This is a genomic window from Dyella marensis (assembly GCF_049532885.1).
GTDB classification, from domain to species: domain Bacteria; phylum Pseudomonadota; class Gammaproteobacteria; order Xanthomonadales; family Rhodanobacteraceae; genus Dyella_D; species Dyella_D marensis.
The window spans coordinates 2,405,876-2,423,463 of the sequence record NZ_CP064029.1; the positions used below are offsets into that span (position 1 = coordinate 2,405,876).

At 63.0% G+C, this 17,588-nt stretch carries 20 protein-coding genes and 2 pseudogenes; 16 read left to right on the forward strand and 6 right to left on the reverse strand.

The window, feature by feature from the left end:
- The first annotated feature begins 62 nt into the window (after positions 1–62).
- Positions 63–704 (forward strand): response regulator transcription factor, encoded by a 642-nt coding sequence (locus tag ISN75_RS10575; RefSeq protein ID WP_343821089.1) that lies wholly within the window; start codon positions 63–65, stop codon positions 702–704.
- Between the two features lie 56 nt (positions 705–760).
- Here the strand turns inward: ISN75_RS10575 and ISN75_RS10580 are convergent, their stop codons facing one another.
- On the reverse strand, positions 761–1,969 hold the full coding sequence (locus tag ISN75_RS10580) for a heme-binding protein (RefSeq protein WP_423385153.1): 1,209 nt from the start codon (positions 1,967–1,969) through the stop codon (positions 761–763).
- A 327-nt stretch (positions 1,970–2,296) separates the two neighbouring features.
- Between ISN75_RS10580 and ISN75_RS10585 the strand changes: the two genes are divergently transcribed.
- The 3 genes from ISN75_RS10585 to ISN75_RS10595 all read left to right on the forward strand — a co-directional run bounded on the left by ISN75_RS10585 (position 2,297) and on the right by ISN75_RS10595 (position 6,244).
- Entirely contained in the window at positions 2,297–2,827 is a 531-nt protein-coding gene (locus tag ISN75_RS10585) for a fimbrial protein (RefSeq protein WP_343821088.1), read from the forward strand.
- Between the two features lie 58 nt (positions 2,828–2,885).
- On the forward strand, positions 2,886–3,620 hold the full coding sequence (locus ISN75_RS10590; protein ID WP_343821087.1) for a fimbrial biogenesis chaperone: 735 nt from the start codon (positions 2,886–2,888) through the stop codon (positions 3,618–3,620).
- A gap of 104 nt (positions 3,621–3,724) precedes the next feature.
- A complete protein-coding gene (locus tag ISN75_RS10595) occupies positions 3,725–6,244 on the forward strand; it encodes a fimbria/pilus outer membrane usher protein (RefSeq protein ID WP_343821085.1) in 2,520 nt (839 codons plus the stop codon).
- 266 nt (positions 6,245–6,510) lie between these two features.
- Here the strand turns inward: ISN75_RS10595 and uraH are convergent, their stop codons facing one another.
- Positions 6,511–6,930: a hydroxyisourate hydrolase gene (gene uraH, locus ISN75_RS10600; RefSeq protein ID WP_168647409.1), complete on the reverse strand. Its 420-nt coding sequence runs from the start codon at positions 6,928–6,930 to the stop codon at positions 6,511–6,513.
- Between the two features lie 213 nt (positions 6,931–7,143).
- Between uraH and ISN75_RS10605 the strand changes: the two genes are divergently transcribed.
- The 3 genes from ISN75_RS10605 (at position 7,144) to ISN75_RS10615 (ending at position 9,913) form a co-directional block, all read left to right on the forward strand.
- Positions 7,144–7,515 carry a hypothetical protein gene (locus ISN75_RS10605; RefSeq protein WP_167257291.1) on the forward strand — a complete coding sequence of 124 codons (372 nt, stop codon included), beginning with the start codon at positions 7,144–7,146 and terminating at the stop codon, positions 7,513–7,515.
- Positions 7,502–7,789 carry a hypothetical protein gene (locus ISN75_RS10610; protein WP_167257292.1) on the forward strand — a complete coding sequence of 96 codons (288 nt, stop codon included), beginning with the start codon at positions 7,502–7,504 and terminating at the stop codon, positions 7,787–7,789. Before ISN75_RS10605 ends, ISN75_RS10610 begins: the two co-directional genes overlap by 14 nt.
- A gap of 318 nt (positions 7,790–8,107) precedes the next feature.
- Positions 8,108–9,913 carry a beta-L-arabinofuranosidase domain-containing protein gene (locus ISN75_RS10615; RefSeq protein WP_343821084.1) on the forward strand — a complete coding sequence of 602 codons (1,806 nt, stop codon included), beginning with the start codon at positions 8,108–8,110 and terminating at the stop codon, positions 9,911–9,913.
- Positions 9,914–9,969: 56 nt separating this feature from the next.
- Here the strand turns inward: ISN75_RS10615 and ISN75_RS10620 are convergent, their stop codons facing one another.
- A complete protein-coding gene (locus tag ISN75_RS10620) occupies positions 9,970–11,880 on the reverse strand; it encodes a glycoside hydrolase family 76 protein (RefSeq protein WP_168647699.1) in 1,911 nt (636 codons plus the stop codon).
- Positions 11,881–12,319: 439 nt separating this feature from the next.
- Between ISN75_RS10620 and ISN75_RS10625 the strand changes: the two are divergent.
- The 9 genes and pseudogenes from ISN75_RS10625 to ISN75_RS10665 form a co-directional block, all read left to right on the forward strand.
- A pseudogene (locus ISN75_RS10625) lies at positions 12,320–12,703 on the forward strand (VC1465 family Xer recombination activation factor); the annotation flags it as partial.
- 432 nt (positions 12,704–13,135) lie between these two features.
- A complete protein-coding gene (locus ISN75_RS10630) occupies positions 13,136–13,324 on the forward strand; it encodes a YlcI/YnfO family protein (protein ID WP_343822068.1) in 189 nt (62 codons plus the stop codon).
- On the forward strand, positions 13,305–13,637 hold the full coding sequence (locus tag ISN75_RS10635; protein WP_343822065.1) for a hypothetical protein: 333 nt from the start codon (positions 13,305–13,307) through the stop codon (positions 13,635–13,637). The genes ISN75_RS10630 and ISN75_RS10635 overlap by 20 nt, the downstream gene beginning before the upstream one ends.
- 86 nt (positions 13,638–13,723) lie before the next feature.
- The gene (locus ISN75_RS10640) at positions 13,724–14,104 is read left to right on the forward strand and encodes a hypothetical protein (protein ID WP_423385154.1); all 381 of its coding nucleotides are present in this window, start codon (positions 13,724–13,726) and stop codon (positions 14,102–14,104) included.
- Positions 14,105–14,141: 37 nt separating this feature from the next.
- Positions 14,142–14,525 (forward strand): annotated as a pseudogene (locus ISN75_RS10645) (VC1465 family Xer recombination activation factor); the annotation flags it as partial.
- Positions 14,526–14,958: 433 nt separating this feature from the next.
- Positions 14,959–15,147 (forward strand): YlcI/YnfO family protein, encoded by a 189-nt coding sequence (locus ISN75_RS10650; protein ID WP_343822068.1) that lies wholly within the window; start codon positions 14,959–14,961, stop codon positions 15,145–15,147.
- A complete protein-coding gene (locus tag ISN75_RS10655; RefSeq protein WP_423385155.1) occupies positions 15,128–15,376 on the forward strand; it encodes a hypothetical protein in 249 nt (82 codons plus the stop codon). The genes ISN75_RS10650 and ISN75_RS10655 overlap by 20 nt, the downstream gene beginning before the upstream one ends.
- Before the next feature lie 172 nt (positions 15,377–15,548).
- The gene (locus ISN75_RS10660) at positions 15,549–15,929 is read left to right on the forward strand and encodes a hypothetical protein (RefSeq protein WP_423385154.1); all 381 of its coding nucleotides are present in this window, start codon (positions 15,549–15,551) and stop codon (positions 15,927–15,929) included.
- Positions 15,930–16,031: 102 nt separating this feature from the next.
- The gene (locus ISN75_RS10665; RefSeq protein ID WP_343821608.1) at positions 16,032–16,370 is read left to right on the forward strand and encodes a hypothetical protein; all 339 of its coding nucleotides are present in this window, start codon (positions 16,032–16,034) and stop codon (positions 16,368–16,370) included.
- Here the strand turns inward: ISN75_RS10665 and ISN75_RS10670 are convergent.
- Genes ISN75_RS10670 through ISN75_RS10680 form a run of 3 tightly spaced genes read right to left on the reverse strand, consistent with a single transcriptional unit; the run spans position 16,360 to position 17,563 of the window.
- Positions 16,360–17,085 carry a zonular occludens toxin domain-containing protein gene (locus ISN75_RS10670; RefSeq protein WP_343821606.1) on the reverse strand — a complete coding sequence of 242 codons (726 nt, stop codon included), beginning with the start codon at positions 17,083–17,085 and terminating at the stop codon, positions 16,360–16,362. The genes ISN75_RS10665 and ISN75_RS10670 overlap by 11 nt on opposite strands.
- Complete coding sequence (locus ISN75_RS10675; protein WP_343821604.1) at positions 17,082–17,369, reverse strand: DUF2523 family protein; 288 nt, start codon at positions 17,367–17,369, stop codon at positions 17,082–17,084. The genes ISN75_RS10670 and ISN75_RS10675 overlap by 4 nt, the downstream gene beginning before the upstream one ends.
- Positions 17,369–17,563 carry a hypothetical protein gene (locus ISN75_RS10680; protein WP_343821602.1) on the reverse strand — a complete coding sequence of 65 codons (195 nt, stop codon included), beginning with the start codon at positions 17,561–17,563 and terminating at the stop codon, positions 17,369–17,371. Before ISN75_RS10680 ends, ISN75_RS10675 begins: the two co-directional genes overlap by 1 nt.
- Between the last annotated feature and the right edge of the window lie 25 nt (positions 17,564–17,588).

Below are 17,588 nucleotides of genomic sequence, written 5' to 3' on the forward strand. Positions count from 1 at the left end.
CACCGGGCGTCCCTGTATCCTAAAGATTATTCGGAGAAGAGACGAACCGTCGGAGAGCGCCCATGACTTTAAAGATCGTACTCGCAGACGACCATCCTATTGTCCTGCTTGGCGCGCGCATGCTGGTCGAGCAGGGCGAGGCGGTGGTGGTCGGAGAGGCGCGGACTCCCGAGGAACTGACCTTGATCCTGTCCAGCACGGAATGTGATGTGCTCGTGACGGACTTCGCCATGCCTGGCGGAGCCGAAGCCGACGGCATGGCCATGCTGGGGCGGCTGCGGCGGAAGTATCCGGCGCTGCCGATCGTGGTGCTCACCAATATGTCCAATGCCGGCGTGCTGCGCTCCATTCTCGGCGAAGGCGTGCGGGGCATCGTGGAGAAGGGCGCGGAGATGGGCGAATTGCCGGTGGCCATCCGCGCGGCGGCCAAGGGCGTGACCTACCTGAGCGAGAAGCTCAAGCGCCACCTCGAAGAACAAGGCTTTACCAGCAAGGAAAGCGTCAGCGCGGCCAGGCTCACCGCGCGCGAAATGGAAGTGGTGCGCCTGCTCGCCAGCGGCATGTCGCCGACGGAAGTCAGCCAGGCGCTGCATCGCACGGTAAAGACGGTGAGCTGGACCAAGATTTCCGCCAAGCGGAAGCTGGGCCTGAAGAGCGATGCGGAGCTGTACGAATACGCCCGCAATCATCAGCTGACGTCCTGAGTTCCGATGTGGCAGCGAAGAGCCTGGCCGGCGACCGGCCAGGCTCTTTCGCATGCTTATCGCTTGTCGCGTGTCGGGGTCTTGTCCGGCTTGCCGGCCTTGTCGTGCTTCGCGGCACTGTCCAGTTCGGGCGCCTTGACGCCGGTGATGCATTCCAGATCGAGCTGCGGGCTGCCGCTGCCGGCCACACCCACGGCGCCGATCACCTGGTCGCCGGCGCGGATCGGCATGCCGCCGCCCACCAGCAGCAGTTCCGGCAGGTTGGCCAGCGCGGCGGTCTGCGGCGAGGCCAGCACGCGTTCGGCGAACTCGCTGGTGATCATGCGGGTGGACAGTGCGGTGTAGGCCTTGCGGCGGCTGGCGTCGACGTTGTGCGGGCCCACGTTGTCGCCACGCTCAGTGACCACCACCTGGCCGGCGCGATCCACCACGGTGACGGCGATCGGTGTGCCCTGGGCGGCGCAGCGCGCCTGGGTGTCCGTGGCGAGCTGCCTGGCGAGCGCCAGAGACATGTTCGGCTGCAGCAGCACTTGCGGGCTTTCGTTGGCGAAAGCCAGGCCCGGGAGCAGCAGGGCGAACATCAGATAGGTCTTCATGAGCCCTCCAGCGGGCGGTGTCGAATGAGAAGGGAGTGCGCGATTCGCGCGATGGGAGTGCGGCAGTGTCCCGCCATGGCCGCAGTCTTTGAACAGGACTTTTCCAGGCAGCGCGCCTTCGTGGCAGGCGCCCAAAGAGAAAGGCCGGATCGCTCCGGCCTTTCTCCTTTCAAGCCATCGGCGATAGCCATGATCGCCCGATGCCAACGAGAGAAAGGACGCATGAGGCGTCAGCAGCGCATCGCGTCGCAGCCCGAGGTTGCCCCTGGCGCTGGACCAGGCGTAGTCCTCGGGTTTCTCCGACAGGGCCGCCCGCACGGGATTCAGCTCGATATAGCGATAGGCGGCGAGCAGATACCGGTCGCAGGCGACCGGGCAGGATTTGAAGCGTCCCTCCCATAGCGTGCCCGTGCGCCGATGCCGATAGTTGAACATGGCGACGTAGTTCAAGCCCACGCGATGCATCATCGCCGACGTCGCACCGGCGTGATCGCTGCTGGTCAACAGATGGACGTGATTGCCCATCAGGACGTAGGCATGGAGGTTCACGCCTTGTCTCCTGGCGTGGCGCCCAAGCAGGGCGAGATAGTGCCGGCGATCCTCATCGTCGATGAAGGTGGCGCATCGATTGACGCCGCGATGGACGATATGGAGCGGGATGCCTGCCACCTCGATGCGCGCGCTTCTTGGCATGGGGGTTCGCCGGGAAATGAGCGGGCAGTGTGATTTGTTCGGCGGCGCACGGCTGTCGGATTTTGTTGAGACATGCGGTAGGGGTTGGCTGGTGTCGTTTAACTGCACTCGTCCCCGTTTTTAATTGCGCCTGGAATTTTCCCGGCACGAATATTCCAAAACGCCAGCCAAGAACATTCCCACCAGAAATTTCTTGTACATCCCCGCCCGCATGGTTCCTACCTTGAGTCCCGCTCCGATACGGCCGGGACGGGGCATGCAGTTCCATCTGTTTCCCGGCCTCTACCAAGGCTTATCCAAACCATGAAATTTCTTGCATGCGCCGCCCTGATCGGCGGTATCGCAATGGCCTCCGCCGCGCAGGCATCGGATGGCACCATCAACTTCACCGGATCGGTAACGGGCAATACCTGCACGGTCACCAATGATCCCGTCGCGCTGCCGCCGGTGGCGAAGAGCAATCTGAATGCCGATGGCCAGGTGACCGGCCAGACGCCGTTCGCGATCAAGCTCACCGGCTGCACCGACGGCGCCCTTGCCAAGGCCCAGCTCACCGGTGCGGTCAAGGCCTACTTCGAGCCCGGTACCACGGTGGATCTGGCGACCGGTCGACTGAAGGTCAGCGGCGGCACCACTACCGCGACGAACGTCCAGCTGCAGCTGCTCAACAGCAACGGCACGGTGATCAAGATCGGCGACCCCAGCACCATCACCGGCGCCACACTGGCCAGCGGCGCCGCGACGCTGAACTACGCCGTGCGCTACTACGCCACGGGCGCGGCCACGGCCGGTACGGCAAACAGCTCGGTTACCTACAGCATCGTCTATCAGTGAACCCATCGGGGTTGCTCCGAGCTGTCAGCCCGGAGCTCCCTTCTCTCGGGGAAAGATCATGAAGAAGTATCTGTCCATGCTGTGCCTGGCTGCGTGCTGTGTGTCGGCGCTGTTTGCCGGTGCTCACGCCTCCGTGGTGATCGACCGGACGCGCGTGATCTATCCGGCACAGAGCAAGGAAGTCGACGTGCGCCTGCGCAACGAGGGCGCCGAGCCGGTGGTGGTGCAGTCCTGGCTCGACCTGGGCGATCCGCGGCAGGCACCGGATGCCATCCGCGTGCCGTTCGTGCTGATGCCGCCGATGGCGCGGCTCGATGCCGGACGCAGCCAGATCGTGCGGCTGGTGTACACGGGCGATCCGCTGCCGGCGGACAAGGAGTCGGTGTTCTGGCTCAACGTGCTGGAGATTCCGCCGAAGGCCAATAAGGACTCGCAGCAGAACATGCTGCAATTCGCCATCCGTTCGCGCATCAAGCTGTTCTTCCGTCCCGACGGCATCCAGGGCAAGCCGGAAGAGGCGGCGGCCGGGCTGTCCTGGTCGATGGTGCGCGATGGCGATGGCTATCTGCTGGAGGCGGTAAACCGCAGCCCGTATCAGGTGTCGCTCAGCAGCGTGGTGCTGCAGGACGGCGCGAAGGATATCCAGGGCGGCGACGGCATGATCGAGCCTCAAGGCCGCAAGCGCTTCGCGCTGAAGGATCTGCATGCGCAGCCTGGGCATCCGCGCGTGAGTTATGTCGCCATCGACGACTACGGCGCAAGCCGCGAGTACACGGCGACGCCCGCCCCCTGATATCCCTGCCCACCACCCTTCAGGAACGACTTATGAGCAAGGCGACGACCTGCCTCGTAGGAGGCGGGGCTGGACGATTGCGGCCCAGAATTCTTCATTTATGGATGATGCGCGCGCTGGCTGGCGGCGTGCTGGTGATCAGTCCGGTTTTCGCTGGCGCCGTGGAAGCGCCGGCCGCCGAAGGCGCGCATGCGGTGGATTTCGATCCGGTGTTCCTGCCGGGCGGCGTCGGCTCCGCGGACCTGGCCAGGTTCAGCCAGGGCGAGCAGGTGGCGCCGGGCACGTACCGCGTGAATATCTACGTCAACGAGCTGCTGCACGGCAGCGAGAGCATTGTGTTCAAGGCCGGCCCGAACAAACGCGATGCCACGGCATGCCTGCCTTACGCTTTCGTATCCGGCCTGGTCGACAAGCTTCCGCCGGAAGCTGCCGCGCAGCCTTGCGTCGATCTGGCCTCGCTGGTGCCATCGGCGAGCGTGCGTTTCGATCTGGGCGAGCAGCGCCTGGATGTAAGCATTCCGCAGGCGGCCATGCGGCGCAGTGCGCGCGGCTATGTCGATCCTTCGCGCTGGGACAACGGCATCACCGCCGGCCTGCTCAATTATCAGTTCAACTGGTTTCAGCGACAGGGCGGTGGCAGTCAGGACGGCCAGGCTTATCTGGGGCTTACCGGCGGTTTCAATGCGGGAGCGTGGCGTTTCCGCCATCAGTCGTCATTGCAATGGAACAGGCGCGATGGCTTGCAGTGGCAGAACCTGCGCAACTATGTGCAGCGGGATATCACCGCGCTGAAGTCGCAGCTGGTCGCCGGCGATTTCAGCACCAGCGGTGAGTTGTTCGATACGGTGGCCCTGCGTGGCGTCCAGCTTTCCACGGATGAACGCATGCTGCCGGATTCGCAGCAGGGCTACGCGCCGGTGGTGCGCGGCATCGCCGCCAGCAATGCGAAAGTGAGCATCCGCCAGAACGGTTACGTCATCTATGAAACGACGGTGGCGGCCGGCCCATTCCGCATCGACGATCTGTATCCGACCGGCTATGGTGGCGACCTGGAAGTCAGCGTGCTGGAGGCCGATGGCCGCGAGCAGAAATTCACCGTGCCTTATGCGGCGGTGACGCGCATGCTGCGCCCAGGGTCGACGCGCTTCAGTGCCGCGGCGGGTGTTTACCGCGAAGCCGGAGTGGACGTGCATCCGTGGGTGGCGCAGGCCACTTGGCAGCGCGGATTGTCCAACCGCATCACCGGCTATGCCGGCGCCGTGATATCGAAGCATTACCAGGCGGTGCAGTTCGGTTCCGCGTTGAATACACCGTATGGCGCGTTCGGCCTGGATCTGACCCATGCGCGCACCGTGCTGCGCGCGCCGGCGCTGGTGCCGAAGGATGCTGCCATCGGCGATGGTGCATTCGGCGGTGGGCGCGTTGCTTCAGGAGATAGCCTGCGGCTGAGCTACAGCAAGAATCTCAACGCCACCGGCACCAATCTATCGGTGGCGGCCTATCGCTATTCGACCCGCGATTACTACAGCCTGCGCGATGCGGTGCTGAGTACGTCCGCGATGGGTATCGGCGCCATGCACCGGCGCAACTCCGCGCAGATCACGCTCAGCCAGTCGGTAGGCGGCAGCGGGAGCTTGAACCTGACCGGCTCGACCCAGAATTACTGGGGCGGTGCCGGTTCGGATGTGCAGTACCAGCTTAGCTACAACGGCAGCACGCGCTGGTTCAATTACTCGGTCTCCGCGGCCAGGCAGCGCGATGGAGCAGGGCGGACGGATAACCGGGTCTACGCCACGTTTTCCATTCCGCTGAGCCGCGACACCGTGGACACCAGCATCGGCTTCGGCCGCGAAGGACATAGCGAACAGGTGGCATACAGCGGCTCGCGAGGTGACCGCATCAGTTACGGCGCGTCGGTTTCGCGCGATGCGCAGGGCAGTACCGCATTCAATGGCAGCGGCACCTATCGCCATCCGTATGCGTTGCTGAACGGCTCGCTGGCATTCGGGCCGGGCTATCGGCAATACGCATTCGGCGCCTCCGGCGCGATGCTGGTGCATCCGGGCGGCGTGACTTTCGGTCAGGGGCTGGGCGATACGGTGGCGCTGATCAAGGCGCCGGATGCGGCAGGTGCTGCTGTCAGCTCGTACCCAGGCGTCAAGCTCGACCGACGCGGCTACGCGATCGTGCCGTATCTGACTCCGTATCGGCGCAACCAGATCGAGCTCAATCCGCAAGGACTGTCCAGCGAAGTGGAACTGCTTACGGGAAGCCACGAAGTGGTGCCACGCAACGGCGCCGTGGTGATGGCGGCGTTCGCGACGCGCAAGGGGCGGGTGGCGGTGATCGATCTCAGTCCCGCGGACAGCGCGGCGATTCCGTTCGGCTCGGATGTGTTTGACGATGCAGGCCGGGTCGTCGGCGTGGTGTCGCAAGGCGGGCGCGCGCTGGTGCGCGGCATCGCCGACGAAGGGCGCCTGGATGTGCATATGGACGAGGGGCGCGTGTGCAGCTTCCATTATCGATTGCCGGCGGTGGATGCGGCGCGGCATGGGGCGAGGGACTATGCCTATTTGCAGGCGACCTGTGGCGGAGCGTCGGTATCGCGTGGGCGGGCGCCGTGAGGGTGGGGTCTTGTCGCTGGAATAATCCGGTTAACCGGTGGTGCTCTTGCTCGCTAATGTGTTCTGCATCGAGGCGATGATCGTGCTTCGCGCTTGACTTTGGTGTTCCCGTCTCTCCTCTCCACCGGATGGACATTCCATCCGGCGCCAGCGGTCTGTCACCCCCTGGGCTCCTGGCGCGGCGGATGGCCGGTGGAGAGGACCTTCTTAATGTCCGGCGATGCCGGGCACCGGAGCCGTTCGTCGGCTCCGGTGCCCGTGCGCATTCAGTTTCCGCGGTAAGTGGAATAGCCGAAGGGGCTGAGCAGCAATGGGATGTGATATGGCTGGGCGGGATCGTCGACGCTGAAGGTCACCGTGACGGAAGGGAAGAACGTGGCCTGGTGATGCGCGGCGAACCATTCACCGGTGGCGAAGGTGACGCGGTAGACGCCTTTGTGCAGGGGCTTGTCCGCGGGCAGCAGGCTGGCGACCCGTCCGTGCTCGTCGGTAGTGCTGTGCGCGACCATCTTCCAGCTGTCCGCTCCCTTTGACTGTTCCTCCAGCGTGACGCCCACGGTGGCGGCGGGCTGTCCTCGCACCTGATCCAGCACGTGCACGCTGATGGCGCGCGATTCCGCCGCACAAGCGGCTGCCGAGGCGAGGGTGCAGGATACGATCCATATCATCGAACGAAGCAAGGTCATGGCATACCTCTCTGGTGATGTTTGAATGGCCCGCGGATTTGATTCGCGGGCAGCATCATTCCAGCGCGTGAGGCTCCGCATTCCGTCCAGAATCGTCCAGTTCGCTGGGCTTTTTCGCGTACCGCATTGGTGCGGGGGGAGTACGAGAAATTTCCTGTTGGTAAGGCCCTGTCGCATTCCTAGTCTGGCGGCCTCTGATTAGGGGTTTTCCGCATGCCTTATGCAGATATTTTTCTCGTCTATGATTTATTGGGCGCCGCGATCGCGCGAGGGCGGCTCGACGTCGTTCATTACGGGCGCGATGGCAAATACACCCGTTCGGAAATCCTTTCCTGTCTTTGCATGCTGTGGCGAGAGCGGATGATCGAGCCGCCGGTGGTCAGTTTTGCCGCCGGCGAGGACAGCATCATCTCGTTCGATGAGGGCGCCAGCGAATGCGGGCGCGGCATGCATCGGTTTTTGCGGGAGACGCTGCTTATTTCGCCGGCGTTGTCCGAAGCCGCCGCGCGCATGGGCGATGGCAGGGCGCCCGCGCGGTCCATGCGGGCGCCGGCCGGCGCAGGAGGTGCTCATGTCCTTCGCTGACATAGCGCTGATCTTCGATCTGTTGCACGCAACCGCCTTATGCGCGCCCTTGCTCGCCACCGAGTACGACGCGGGCGGAAGCGATTCGCGCGCGCAGGTGCTGGGTGGTTTCAGTACCTTGCATAAGCATGGATTGATCCACTGCGAGATCATCGCCGATGCCTCCGGCTATCGGACCATCGACCTTCGGGTGCACGGCTTGACGCCCATGGGGCGGCGCGTCTACCAGGTGATGCTGCAGACGCAGCTGGCTTTCGAGGATCCGAAGGGTTGATGGGCTGGTGTCGGCAGGGGCGATTTCCTGGTTGGTTTGAATTTGTCTGACAATTAGACAACACTCTGCGGATCGTCACGGTTCGGGAGTGCGCGCATGCCTTCGCTGTCTTCGATAAGCCGCCGGTCCTTTCTGCAAGGGATGGCCCTGGCTGGAGTGGCAGGCACACTGACCTTCCGTCCGCTTCATGCGGCAGCTGCGCGGCCCGCGGAAACAGCCGGCCGCGCACAGCATGCTCCGTTGTTTCCCCAGGCACCGTTGGCGCAGCAACCCTTTGCCTTGCTTCCGGCCGGCTCGATCAAGGCGAGCGGATGGCTGTTGCGGCAGCTCCAGATCCAGGCCGATGGCCTGGGTGGTCATCTCGATGAGTTCTGGCCGATCGTGGGTCCGGATAGCGGGTGGTCGGGAGGGAAGGGCGAGTCGTGGGAGGACGGCCCGTATTTTCTCGATGGCCTGGTGCCGCTCGCGTGGCAGCTCGATTCGCCGAAGCTCAAGGCGAAGGCGATGCGCTTTATCGACTGGACGCTGGACCATCCCTGGGAAAACGGCATGTTCGGTCCGCGCGGCAACGACGACTGGTGGCCGCGCATGGTCATGCTCAAGGTGCTGACGCAGTATCACGAGCTGACCGGCGATGCGCGCGTCATGCCGCTGATGACGCGGTATTTCCATTATCAGTTGCAGGCATTGCCGGCCCGCCCGCTGCGCGACTGGGGCCGGATGCGCTGGCAGGACGAGCTGCTTTCCGTGCTGTGGCTGTATCAGCGCACGCAGGATGCGAAGCTGCTGGAGCTGGCGCATCTGCTCAGGCAGCAGGGTTACGACTGGCAGAGCATGTATGCGCATTTTCCGTTCAAGGAAAAGACCGATGCCGAAGCCTTGCGCAAGCAGGCCGGTGCGTCGGACGCGTTCATGCAGGACCTCGGCCTGCAGGTGCACGGCGTCAATATCGCGCAGTCGTTGAAGGCGTCGCCGATGTGGTCCGTCGTGTCTGGCGGTGCGTCCGATCGCGAGGCCATCCATCATCAGCTGCGGATGCTGGATACCTATCACGGCCTGCCCAATGGCATGTTCTCCGCGGACGAGCATCTGGCCGGCCGCAGCCCTTCGCAAGGCACGGAACTGTGCACCGTGGTGGAGGCGATGTTCTCGCTGGAGGTGGCGCTGGCCGTTACCGGGGATGCCGGCCTGGGCGACCGCCTGGAGCGCATCGCCTTCAATGCGCTGCCTGCCGCATTGACCGACGACATGTGGGCGCACCAATACAACCAGCAACCCAACCAGGTCGAATGCAGCCTGCATCGCGAGCCCTGGACCACGGACGGGCCGGAATCGAATCTGTTCGGGCTGGAGCCGAATTTCCGCTGCTGCACCGCGAATTTCCATCAGGGCTGGCCGAAGTTCGCCAACAGCCTGTGGATGGCGACGGCGGATCGGGGATTGGCGGCGATGAGTTATGCGCCTTGCACGGTGACCACCGAGGTGCGCGGCGTACGCGTGGTCATCGAGCAGGTCAGCGAGTATCCATTCCGGCAAGCCGTCAGCATGACCTTGAAACCGGAGCGCGCCATCGCGTTTCCGCTGAAGTTGCGCATACCTGCATGGTCGCAAGGCACGCATCTCTCGGTGAATGGAAAGCCGGTCAAGGTTTCCCCGGGCTTTACGACGATCGAGCGCACCTGGGCGCCGGGCGACACGGTCGAATTGACGTTTGGTGCAGCGGTAAAGGTCGAGCGTGGCTACAACGGTGCGCTGAGTTTCAGCCGGGGCGCCTTGCTCTATGCCTTGCCGATCGAGGAGCACTGGGTGGTCTGGCGCAAGCGCGAGATGACCAGCGATTGGCAGGTCTATCCCGGCTCCCGCTGGAATCTCGGCATCAGGCCGGACGTGCAGGTCGCTGTGACCGAGCATCCTGTGGCGGAGAGGCCCTTCGCCGGCGCGGCGCCCGCGGTTCAACTGGCGATGCAGGGGCGTTATGTGCCGGCATGGAAAGCCTCCGATGGCAATGCCGAGCCCGTGCCGGCCAAGGCGGAGCCATCGGGCGACGAAGACGTCCAGGCGATTACGCTGGTGCCTTATGCCGGAGCGAAGCTGCGCATCGCGGCGTTTCCGGCGCTGGACTGATCGCCGATGGTGGATGCCTCCGCCCCGAGGTAAGCAGGGCGGAGGCATCGCCTGGCTTATTCGACGATAGTCGCGGCGACGTGATAGACGCGCCCGCCCCAGCCATCGTCAGGGAAGGCATCCGACACCCTTACGTAAATCGGCCGCGCACCATTCGCGGCGGGGCCGAGATAGGGCGTCAGGTCGATGCTGCGATCCGCCTTGTTCGATCCATCGGTAATGCGCCGGGTTTCCTGCAGCACGGTCGTCCAGTGCTGGTTGTCGTTGCTGACCTGCACCAGGAATTCGGCGTCGATGGTCAGGGTGACATTCGCGGCGGTGGTATCGGCGGGGAAGGGGAGGCGATAGGTGAAGTGGGCATTGCCGTCGGCAAAGCGATTCTGCACGCCGTTGCTCTGCGATCCATCCGGATCGAACAGCCAGGGATTTTCGTCGACGGTGCCGGTGTCGAAATCGATCTTGTGCGCGACCAGCACATCGGCCTGGGTGGTGAAGCGCAACCCGGCCGCCATCAAGTTCGCGGTGACCAGGTGATGGCCATCGGTGGCCGAACTCGGCACGGCAACTTTCAGCGCAAGCGCGCCGTTGACTGGGATGGCATTGCCGTGCGGCTGCAGGGGTATCTGGGCGGCTCGCGGTGAAACATTCCAGCCGGCAGGTGCATCGATTGAGGCCAGTGCGCGGAGCGGAATGAATCCCGTGGCCGAGATGCCGAGATCGATGGCGACAGGCGTGGCGCCGGATGCGGACGGCATGATCACCGGCTGCGCCGGCGACATCGTCGCGGCCAGCGATTCCAGCGGCGGCGGTATCGGCACATTGCCGATCAGTGCGCTGAGCGCACTGGCCTGGGTGCGCCAGTCGAACACATTGGGGTGGTCGTTATCGGTGGCGCCGGACCAGCGTGTGCCGAGGCGGCCAGCCGCGTCGCGGTCGTTGTTCCAGATGTTTTCCGCTTGCTGGCTTAGAAATGCGGCGTAGCGGCGGTCGCGCGTGGTGTCGACCAGGTCGGTCCAATAGCGCATGAAGATGCCTTTGAACTGCTTGCCGTTGTCGTCGCAGGTCTGGGTGATGGCGTCGCAGGATTCCGTCAATACGCCATCGGTGGCCAGCGCACCCGGGCCAATGGCTGCATCGGCGAGGCGCCGCACGCTGGCCAGGATGGCTGGGTCCCTGGTGGCTCGCCACAATTCCAGGCCGGCGCCGATCGCCAGCCCCTGGTTGTACGTCCACACGTTCTGGCCATTGTTGGTGCAGGCATCGGTAAGGCCGTCGTTGACCAGGCCGCTGGCGTTGATCATGCCGCTGTGCTGAAACCAGTCCCATGCGGTGCGCGACCGGCCCAGCCACAACTGGTCGCCGGGGATGCGGTTATGCAGCTCCGCGGTAAGCCGGATCCATAATCCATTGGTGACGGCATTCTTATAAGTGCGCTCGGCATTCCACCAGACGCCGCCGCCACAGCTACCGGCATCCCAATAGTTATTCACGTAGTTGGCGATGGTGACCGCCATATCCAGGTATTTGGGATTCCTGGTGAGGTCGTAGGCCTGCAGCCAGGTCAAACCCCACCATTCCGAATCGTCGATGGCCCGGCTGGTGAAATTGCCCAGCAAGGGATCGCCCGACAGCACTCCCGGTGGAAATACGCCTTTGTCTTTTTCGAAGGTGTTGTCCAGCTGGCCGAGATAACGGCGGTCGCCGGTGCGTTGCATGTAATCGGCGATGGTTTGCAGGGCGACCGCGGAATTCCACCAGCTGGAGGGAAACCAGGCCTTGCCGGGATCGTACGAATTCATCAGCACGTCCGCCGCCACGCGTGCGCGGGCGACGGCGGTCGGGCCATCGGTTCGAGGATTGGCGGGCGATGCCTGCTCGGCTGCAAAGGAAGGCGTTGCGGCGGCCACGGTCAGGCCGATCACGGCCAGCAGTGTCCGGACTCGTACGCGTACGGCTTCGAGATTCATGATCAGAAGCGCTCCTATCGGATGCCCACGAATGCGATGGGGAATCCAATCCATCTGTTGCCGGACCGTGGGCGGTGATCCGGGATTGATGTAGATCGATCTAAATTGGTGATCCAAAAAAGGGGCGTGCGTTGATGAGCCCCGGGGAATGCTCAGTCGGCGACAGACGTGCTGTCGTCTGAGCGGCATGGATCATGGTGTCTTCGCGAGTACGGTTCCGCACCGGGTGTCGCAGTTTTGAGGGTTGCGCAGTTCGTGGGCGGTTGTGTGGGTGTTGGCCAAGGCTGGCGAGATCGAGGGCTATGGGTGGCTGAAAACCGGCCAGCGGTGGGGCGGAGGGGTTAGGGGCGCCGGTGGCTAAAACTGGCTTCAGCTCGGCAAAGGGCTGTTCCTACGTACAAATGTAATTTTACATAATATACATTATGCGCAATCAAGGATGGCCGCCGATGGAACCGGAGGCCGTCCTCTGGGCACTTCTGGGCGTCGCCCTGGCACTCGCCGCGCTCGCCCCTGGTACATCTCACCAGACGGCTTCCGCGAGCTACGGCACAGCTGCTTTCTGAGTCGCAAAGCCTGCGCCGAGTATCTGGGTGTGAGCCTGCGCACGGTGCGCTACTGGGATGCCGGCCGCAACCGTGTTCCGTGGTCTGCGGTGCGGCTGCTGCGCCTCATGCGTTGCGGTGATCTTGGCGCGTTGCTGCCGGCGTGGTCTGGCTGGGTGCTCAACCGCAACGGTCTAGTCTCGCCCGATGGCAAGGTCTACACCGAGCGCAACATGCGGCATTGGTGGTGGACCTGCGAGCAGGCGTTCTTCTGGCGGAAGCGTCATAGCTTGGTTTCCGTGACGCGTCACGATAAATCCGCCGAGCCTTGGGGGTGTGGGGGCGAAGCCCCCCCGGTGACGCCTTTGATCTCGGAGCCTGTTCGTGCCTCTCTATTGGCGGGCGAGCCCCCTTCCCTCGCTGCCGCTGTTTCCATGCCCACCCAGCTGACCGCCTTTGTTTTTTGTTGGGGGAGGCCTCGGGGGTGGCTTCGGTGCGCACATCGCGAGCGGAGCGAGCGAGGGGCGCCGAAGGCGCGCCCCCGGAACTTGACCCATATAAAACAAAGGCCGCACGCCCTCGCGAAGTTCTGGCCCTTCAAACCGCACAACCGTGCGGGTTTGCGCCGCTTTTCGAGCAGCGAAATTGGGCGCTTGCGATGGGGCCACATTGGGGCCAATATGGGGCCACATTGGCTACCGGTAATTGGCATGTCCGATCGATCGAAGTTGAACCTTCGCTTGCCCGAGGATCTGCGCGAGCAGGCCATGGTGTTGGCGGAGCGTATGGGGCTTTCGTTGAACGCGTTCATCGTGATGGCGGTGCGCAGCCAGGTCGACTACTTGCAGGGCCGCTTACCTGCGGCGGAGGCGAATAAGCGTGGCCGGGAAAAAGCGTGACGGCGTGGAGTTGGCGGCCGAGTTGGCGGCTCGCCATGCTGAAGTGTCTGGGGAGATTGAGGCCGAGCGTGCTGCTGCGGCTGAGGCTTTTGGCTTCACGCGCCGCGCGTTTGTTTACGTGCTGGGTTGCGCCTATGACATGGCGGTGGATGACATTGCGGATGGCTTTAAAGGGGATCGCGAGCAGTGTTTGAACCTTCTGTTTGCTCACCTGCAGGCGAGCTTTAGTGGCCTCGCCTCCTTCCCTCTCGCTGATGGTTCTGTGGCGGATAGCGATTTTGACGTGGACGATCCGGAGAATCCGGACGTCTAAAAGGTGAGGCCCACGCGCGCCGGCAAGCTGAGCGTGGGCCTCGGGTGCAGCTTGAGACGGGACCGAAGTCCCGAAGGGATGTTCTCATGAAAATCGACTACGCGGCACAGTGCCGCTTTTTCTCGGCCGAGGATGCGGTGCGTTTTGCTCTGGCGTCTTACTACGCTGCCTCGCGCGCCATCGAGCCTCCTCCTGGTGAGCCGTGGTTCGATGATGGCGTGCCTTTTGCGAGCGGCGGTGTGTTTGCCGACGAGTTCGTGCAGGAACTCGCTGATCGCGTTTCTGCGGCCGCCTATGCGATGAAGGTTGCTCGGAGTGGCTCTCCGATTGATGGTTTGTGGTGGCCGGTTGGTGATGAAGAATTAACCGAGCGTCGGGAATTTTTGTTGCGCCGGATAATGAACCATTTGCCACGTGGAGATAATGGAAAGCATAATGCCGTCCCTCATGGGGACGAAAATGCCTGAGAAAATCGAGGCATCTATACATTATGCGCAATCAAGGATGGCCGCCGATGGAACCGGAGGCCGTCCTCTGGGCACTTCTGGGCGTCGCCCTGGCACTCGCCGCGCTCGCCCCTGGTACATCTCACCAGACGGCTTCCGCGAGCTACGGCACAGCTGCTTTCTGAGTCGCAAAGCCTGCGCCGAGTATCTGGGTGTGAGCCTGCGCACGGTGCGCTACTGGGATGCCGGCCGCAACCGTGTTCCGTGGTCTGCGGTGCGGCTGCTGCGCCTCATGCGTTGCGGTGATCTTGGCGCGTTGCTGCCGGCGTGGTCTGGCTGGGTGCTCAACCGCAACGGTCTAGTCTCGCCCGATGGCAAGGTCTACACCGAGCGCAACATGCGGCATTGGTGGTGGACCTGCGAGCAGGCGTTCTTCTGGCGGAAGCGTCATAGCTTGGTTTCCGTGACGCGTCACGATAAATCCGCCGAGCCTTGGGGGTGTGGGGGCGAAGCCCCCCCGGTGACGCCTTTGATCTCGGAGCCTGTTCGTGCCTCTCTATTGGCGGGCGAGCCCCCTTCCCTCGCTGCCGCTGTTTCCATGCCCACCCAGCTGACCGCCTTTGTTTTTGTTGGGGGAGGCCTCGGGGGTGGCTTCGGTGCGCACATCGCGAGCGGAGCGAGCGAGGGGCGCGCCGAAGGCGCGCCCCCGGAACTTGACCCATATAAAACAAAGGCCGCACGCCCTCGCGAAGTTCTGGCCCTTCAAACCGCACAACCGTGCGGGTTTGCGCCGCTTTTCGAGCAGCGAAATTGGGCGCTTGCGATGGGGCCACATTGGGGCCAATATGGGGCCACATTGGCTACCGGTAATTGGCATGTCCGATCGATCGAAGTTGAACCTTCGCTTGCCCGAGGATCTGCGCGAGCAGGCCATGGTGTTGGCGGAGCGTATGGGGCTTTCGTTGAACGCGTTCATCGTGATGGCGGTGCGCAGCCAGGTCGACTACTTGCAGGGCCGCTTACCTGCGGCGGAGGCGAATAAGCGTGGCCGGGAAAAAGCGTGACGGCGTGGAGTTGGCGGCCGAGTTGGCGGCTCGCCATGCTGAAGTGTCTGGGGAGATTGAGGCCGAGCGTGCTGCTGCGGCTGAGGCTTTTGGCTTCACGCGCCGCGCGTTTGTTTACGTGCTGGGTTGCGCCTATGACATGGCGGTGGATGACATTGCGGATGGCTTTAAAGGGGATCGCGAGCAGTGTTTGAACCTTCTGTTTGCTCACCCTGCAGGCGAGCTTTAGTGGCCTCGCCTCCTTCCCCTCTCGCTGATGGTTCTGTGGCGGATAGCGATTTTGACGTGGACGATCCGGAGAATCCGGACGTCTAAAAGGTGAGGCCCACGCGCGCCGGCAAGCTGAGCGTGGGCCTCGGGTGCAGCTTGAGACGGGACCGAAGTCCCGAAGGGATGTTCTCATGAAAATCGACTACGCGGCACAGTGCCGCTTTTTCTCGGCCGAGGATGCGGTGCGTTTTGCTCTGGCGTCTTACTACGCTGCCTCGCGCGCCATCGAGCCTCCTCCTGGTGAGCCGTGGTTCGATGATGGCGTGCCTTTTGCGAGCGGCGGTGTGTTTGCCGACGAGTTCGTGCAGGAACTCGCTGATCGCGTTTCTGCGGCCGCCTATGCGATGAAGGTTGCTCGGAGTGGCTCTCCGATTGATGGTTTGTGGTGGCCGGTTGGTGATGAAGAATTAACCGAGCGTCGGGAATTTTTGTTGCGCCGGATAATGAACCATTTGCCACGTGGAGATAATGGAAAGCATAATGCCGTCCCTCATGGGGACGAAAATGCCTGAGAAAATCGAGGCATCTATACATTATGCGCAATTGCGCAGACTGCGCCGGATGGCCGGCATGCTCCGTGCATTCCTCCGTTCCCTGATGCATGGAACGCAGGAATGTCACGCAAGCGCCTGAAATGGCTCTGGAACGAGGAGCGCCAAGAGTTCGTCACACCCAGCGGCCGAACTATCTCACTTCATGAGATAGCTCGGCTGCTGGACGATTATGCGCAGTGCCGCGTTGACCTGGCCGGCCCCTGGTTGGGCTGGAAAATCCGAGGCCAACGCCTCATCCCGCCGGGCGGCTCCATGCGCGGGCCAGCCATCACCATCCACAACGCCGCGGCCTTCAACCGCTGGATCAACCAGCCAGCTTTCGAGCCTGCGCGCGAACAGCCAAGGCACCAAGCAAGGGCGCGCAAGCAAGGGCACCTGAAGCTTGTTTTCAGCCGGTAAGGCACTGCCCTCGCCTTCCCAAACCTACGGTTTGCTCAGTCAAGTGCAGGTAGGTCACAGGCGCCAACCCTACGGGATTGGCCGTCGAACAAAGGGCGCAAAGCCTGGCTTGACTACACGTGTAACGCAGCAAACCGAACACCAAGAGCGCGGAGAGCGGCAGCGCGTAGACGTACCACGGGATGTTCTTCTGCGTCGTATCGAGCGAGGTCGATTCGTACAGCCCGCGCTTCATCACCGCCGAGGGGTACGACCAGAATTTCTTGGTGTCGCTCTTTTTGACGTTATCGCTGTACCGGTCCCACCACAGAATCACCGCCTTCTTAAAACCGAACTTGCGGCGGATATGCTCGTGGTGCTCCACCAAGCCAACGATAAACGGATGTAGCTGCTTGCTCGCCTGCTGGCACACCAAGATGAAGTCAAAGCCACGGTGGCGATGCGTCGCCATCGCCTGGATGTAGTCCGGAATGCGCGCCGTGCTGCCGCCCTTAGGAAACCACTGGTAGCACTCATCCAGCAAGATCACCGAACCATCCGGGCAGTCCTGCCACTTTCGCGGGTCCGCCAATTCGTGGAAACCCGCGTCCGCATGCTTAAGACCGCGCACGCCGGCCACGAATACCTCGCGGCCCTTCGCCTTGAACTCCAGCGCCTGCGAGATCGCGCGCAACGTCTTGCCGTGCCCAGGCTGCCCCGTCTTGAGGTAGATCACGAACTCACCCTCCGCAGCACCAGACGACCCGTTGCAGACGTCACGCTCGCGGAAAGCAACATGCTGCACGCCACGTCCATGCCGAGCGCACCAAAGGTCTGATACGCCACGGAAGGAAGGCCGTTCGCGTAGCTCTGAACGAGCGAAAGCAGCGCGGGCATCGCTACCTTGTTCGTCACCACCGTCAGGCCAAGCGTCACCAAAATCTTGAGCACCCACTGCCCGGCGTACGTCGAAACGAGCCAAAGCAGCATGCGGCCAACCAGCGCAATAATCGCGGGCATTAGCGGCTCCCCATCGAGAGAATTTTCGCCGAGGCAATCGCGGCGAAAAGCAAAATAATCGAGCGCAGCACGTGCAGGTGCTGGCACAGCATGTCGGAATCGGGGCGAAAATCCGTACCCCACACCTCCACCGAACCAAGGTCCGGACAGCTGTTGCCGGCCCAGCTCGATTGATCGAGCTTGTCCGTACCCACCTGCTGCTCCTGAAACACACTGCTC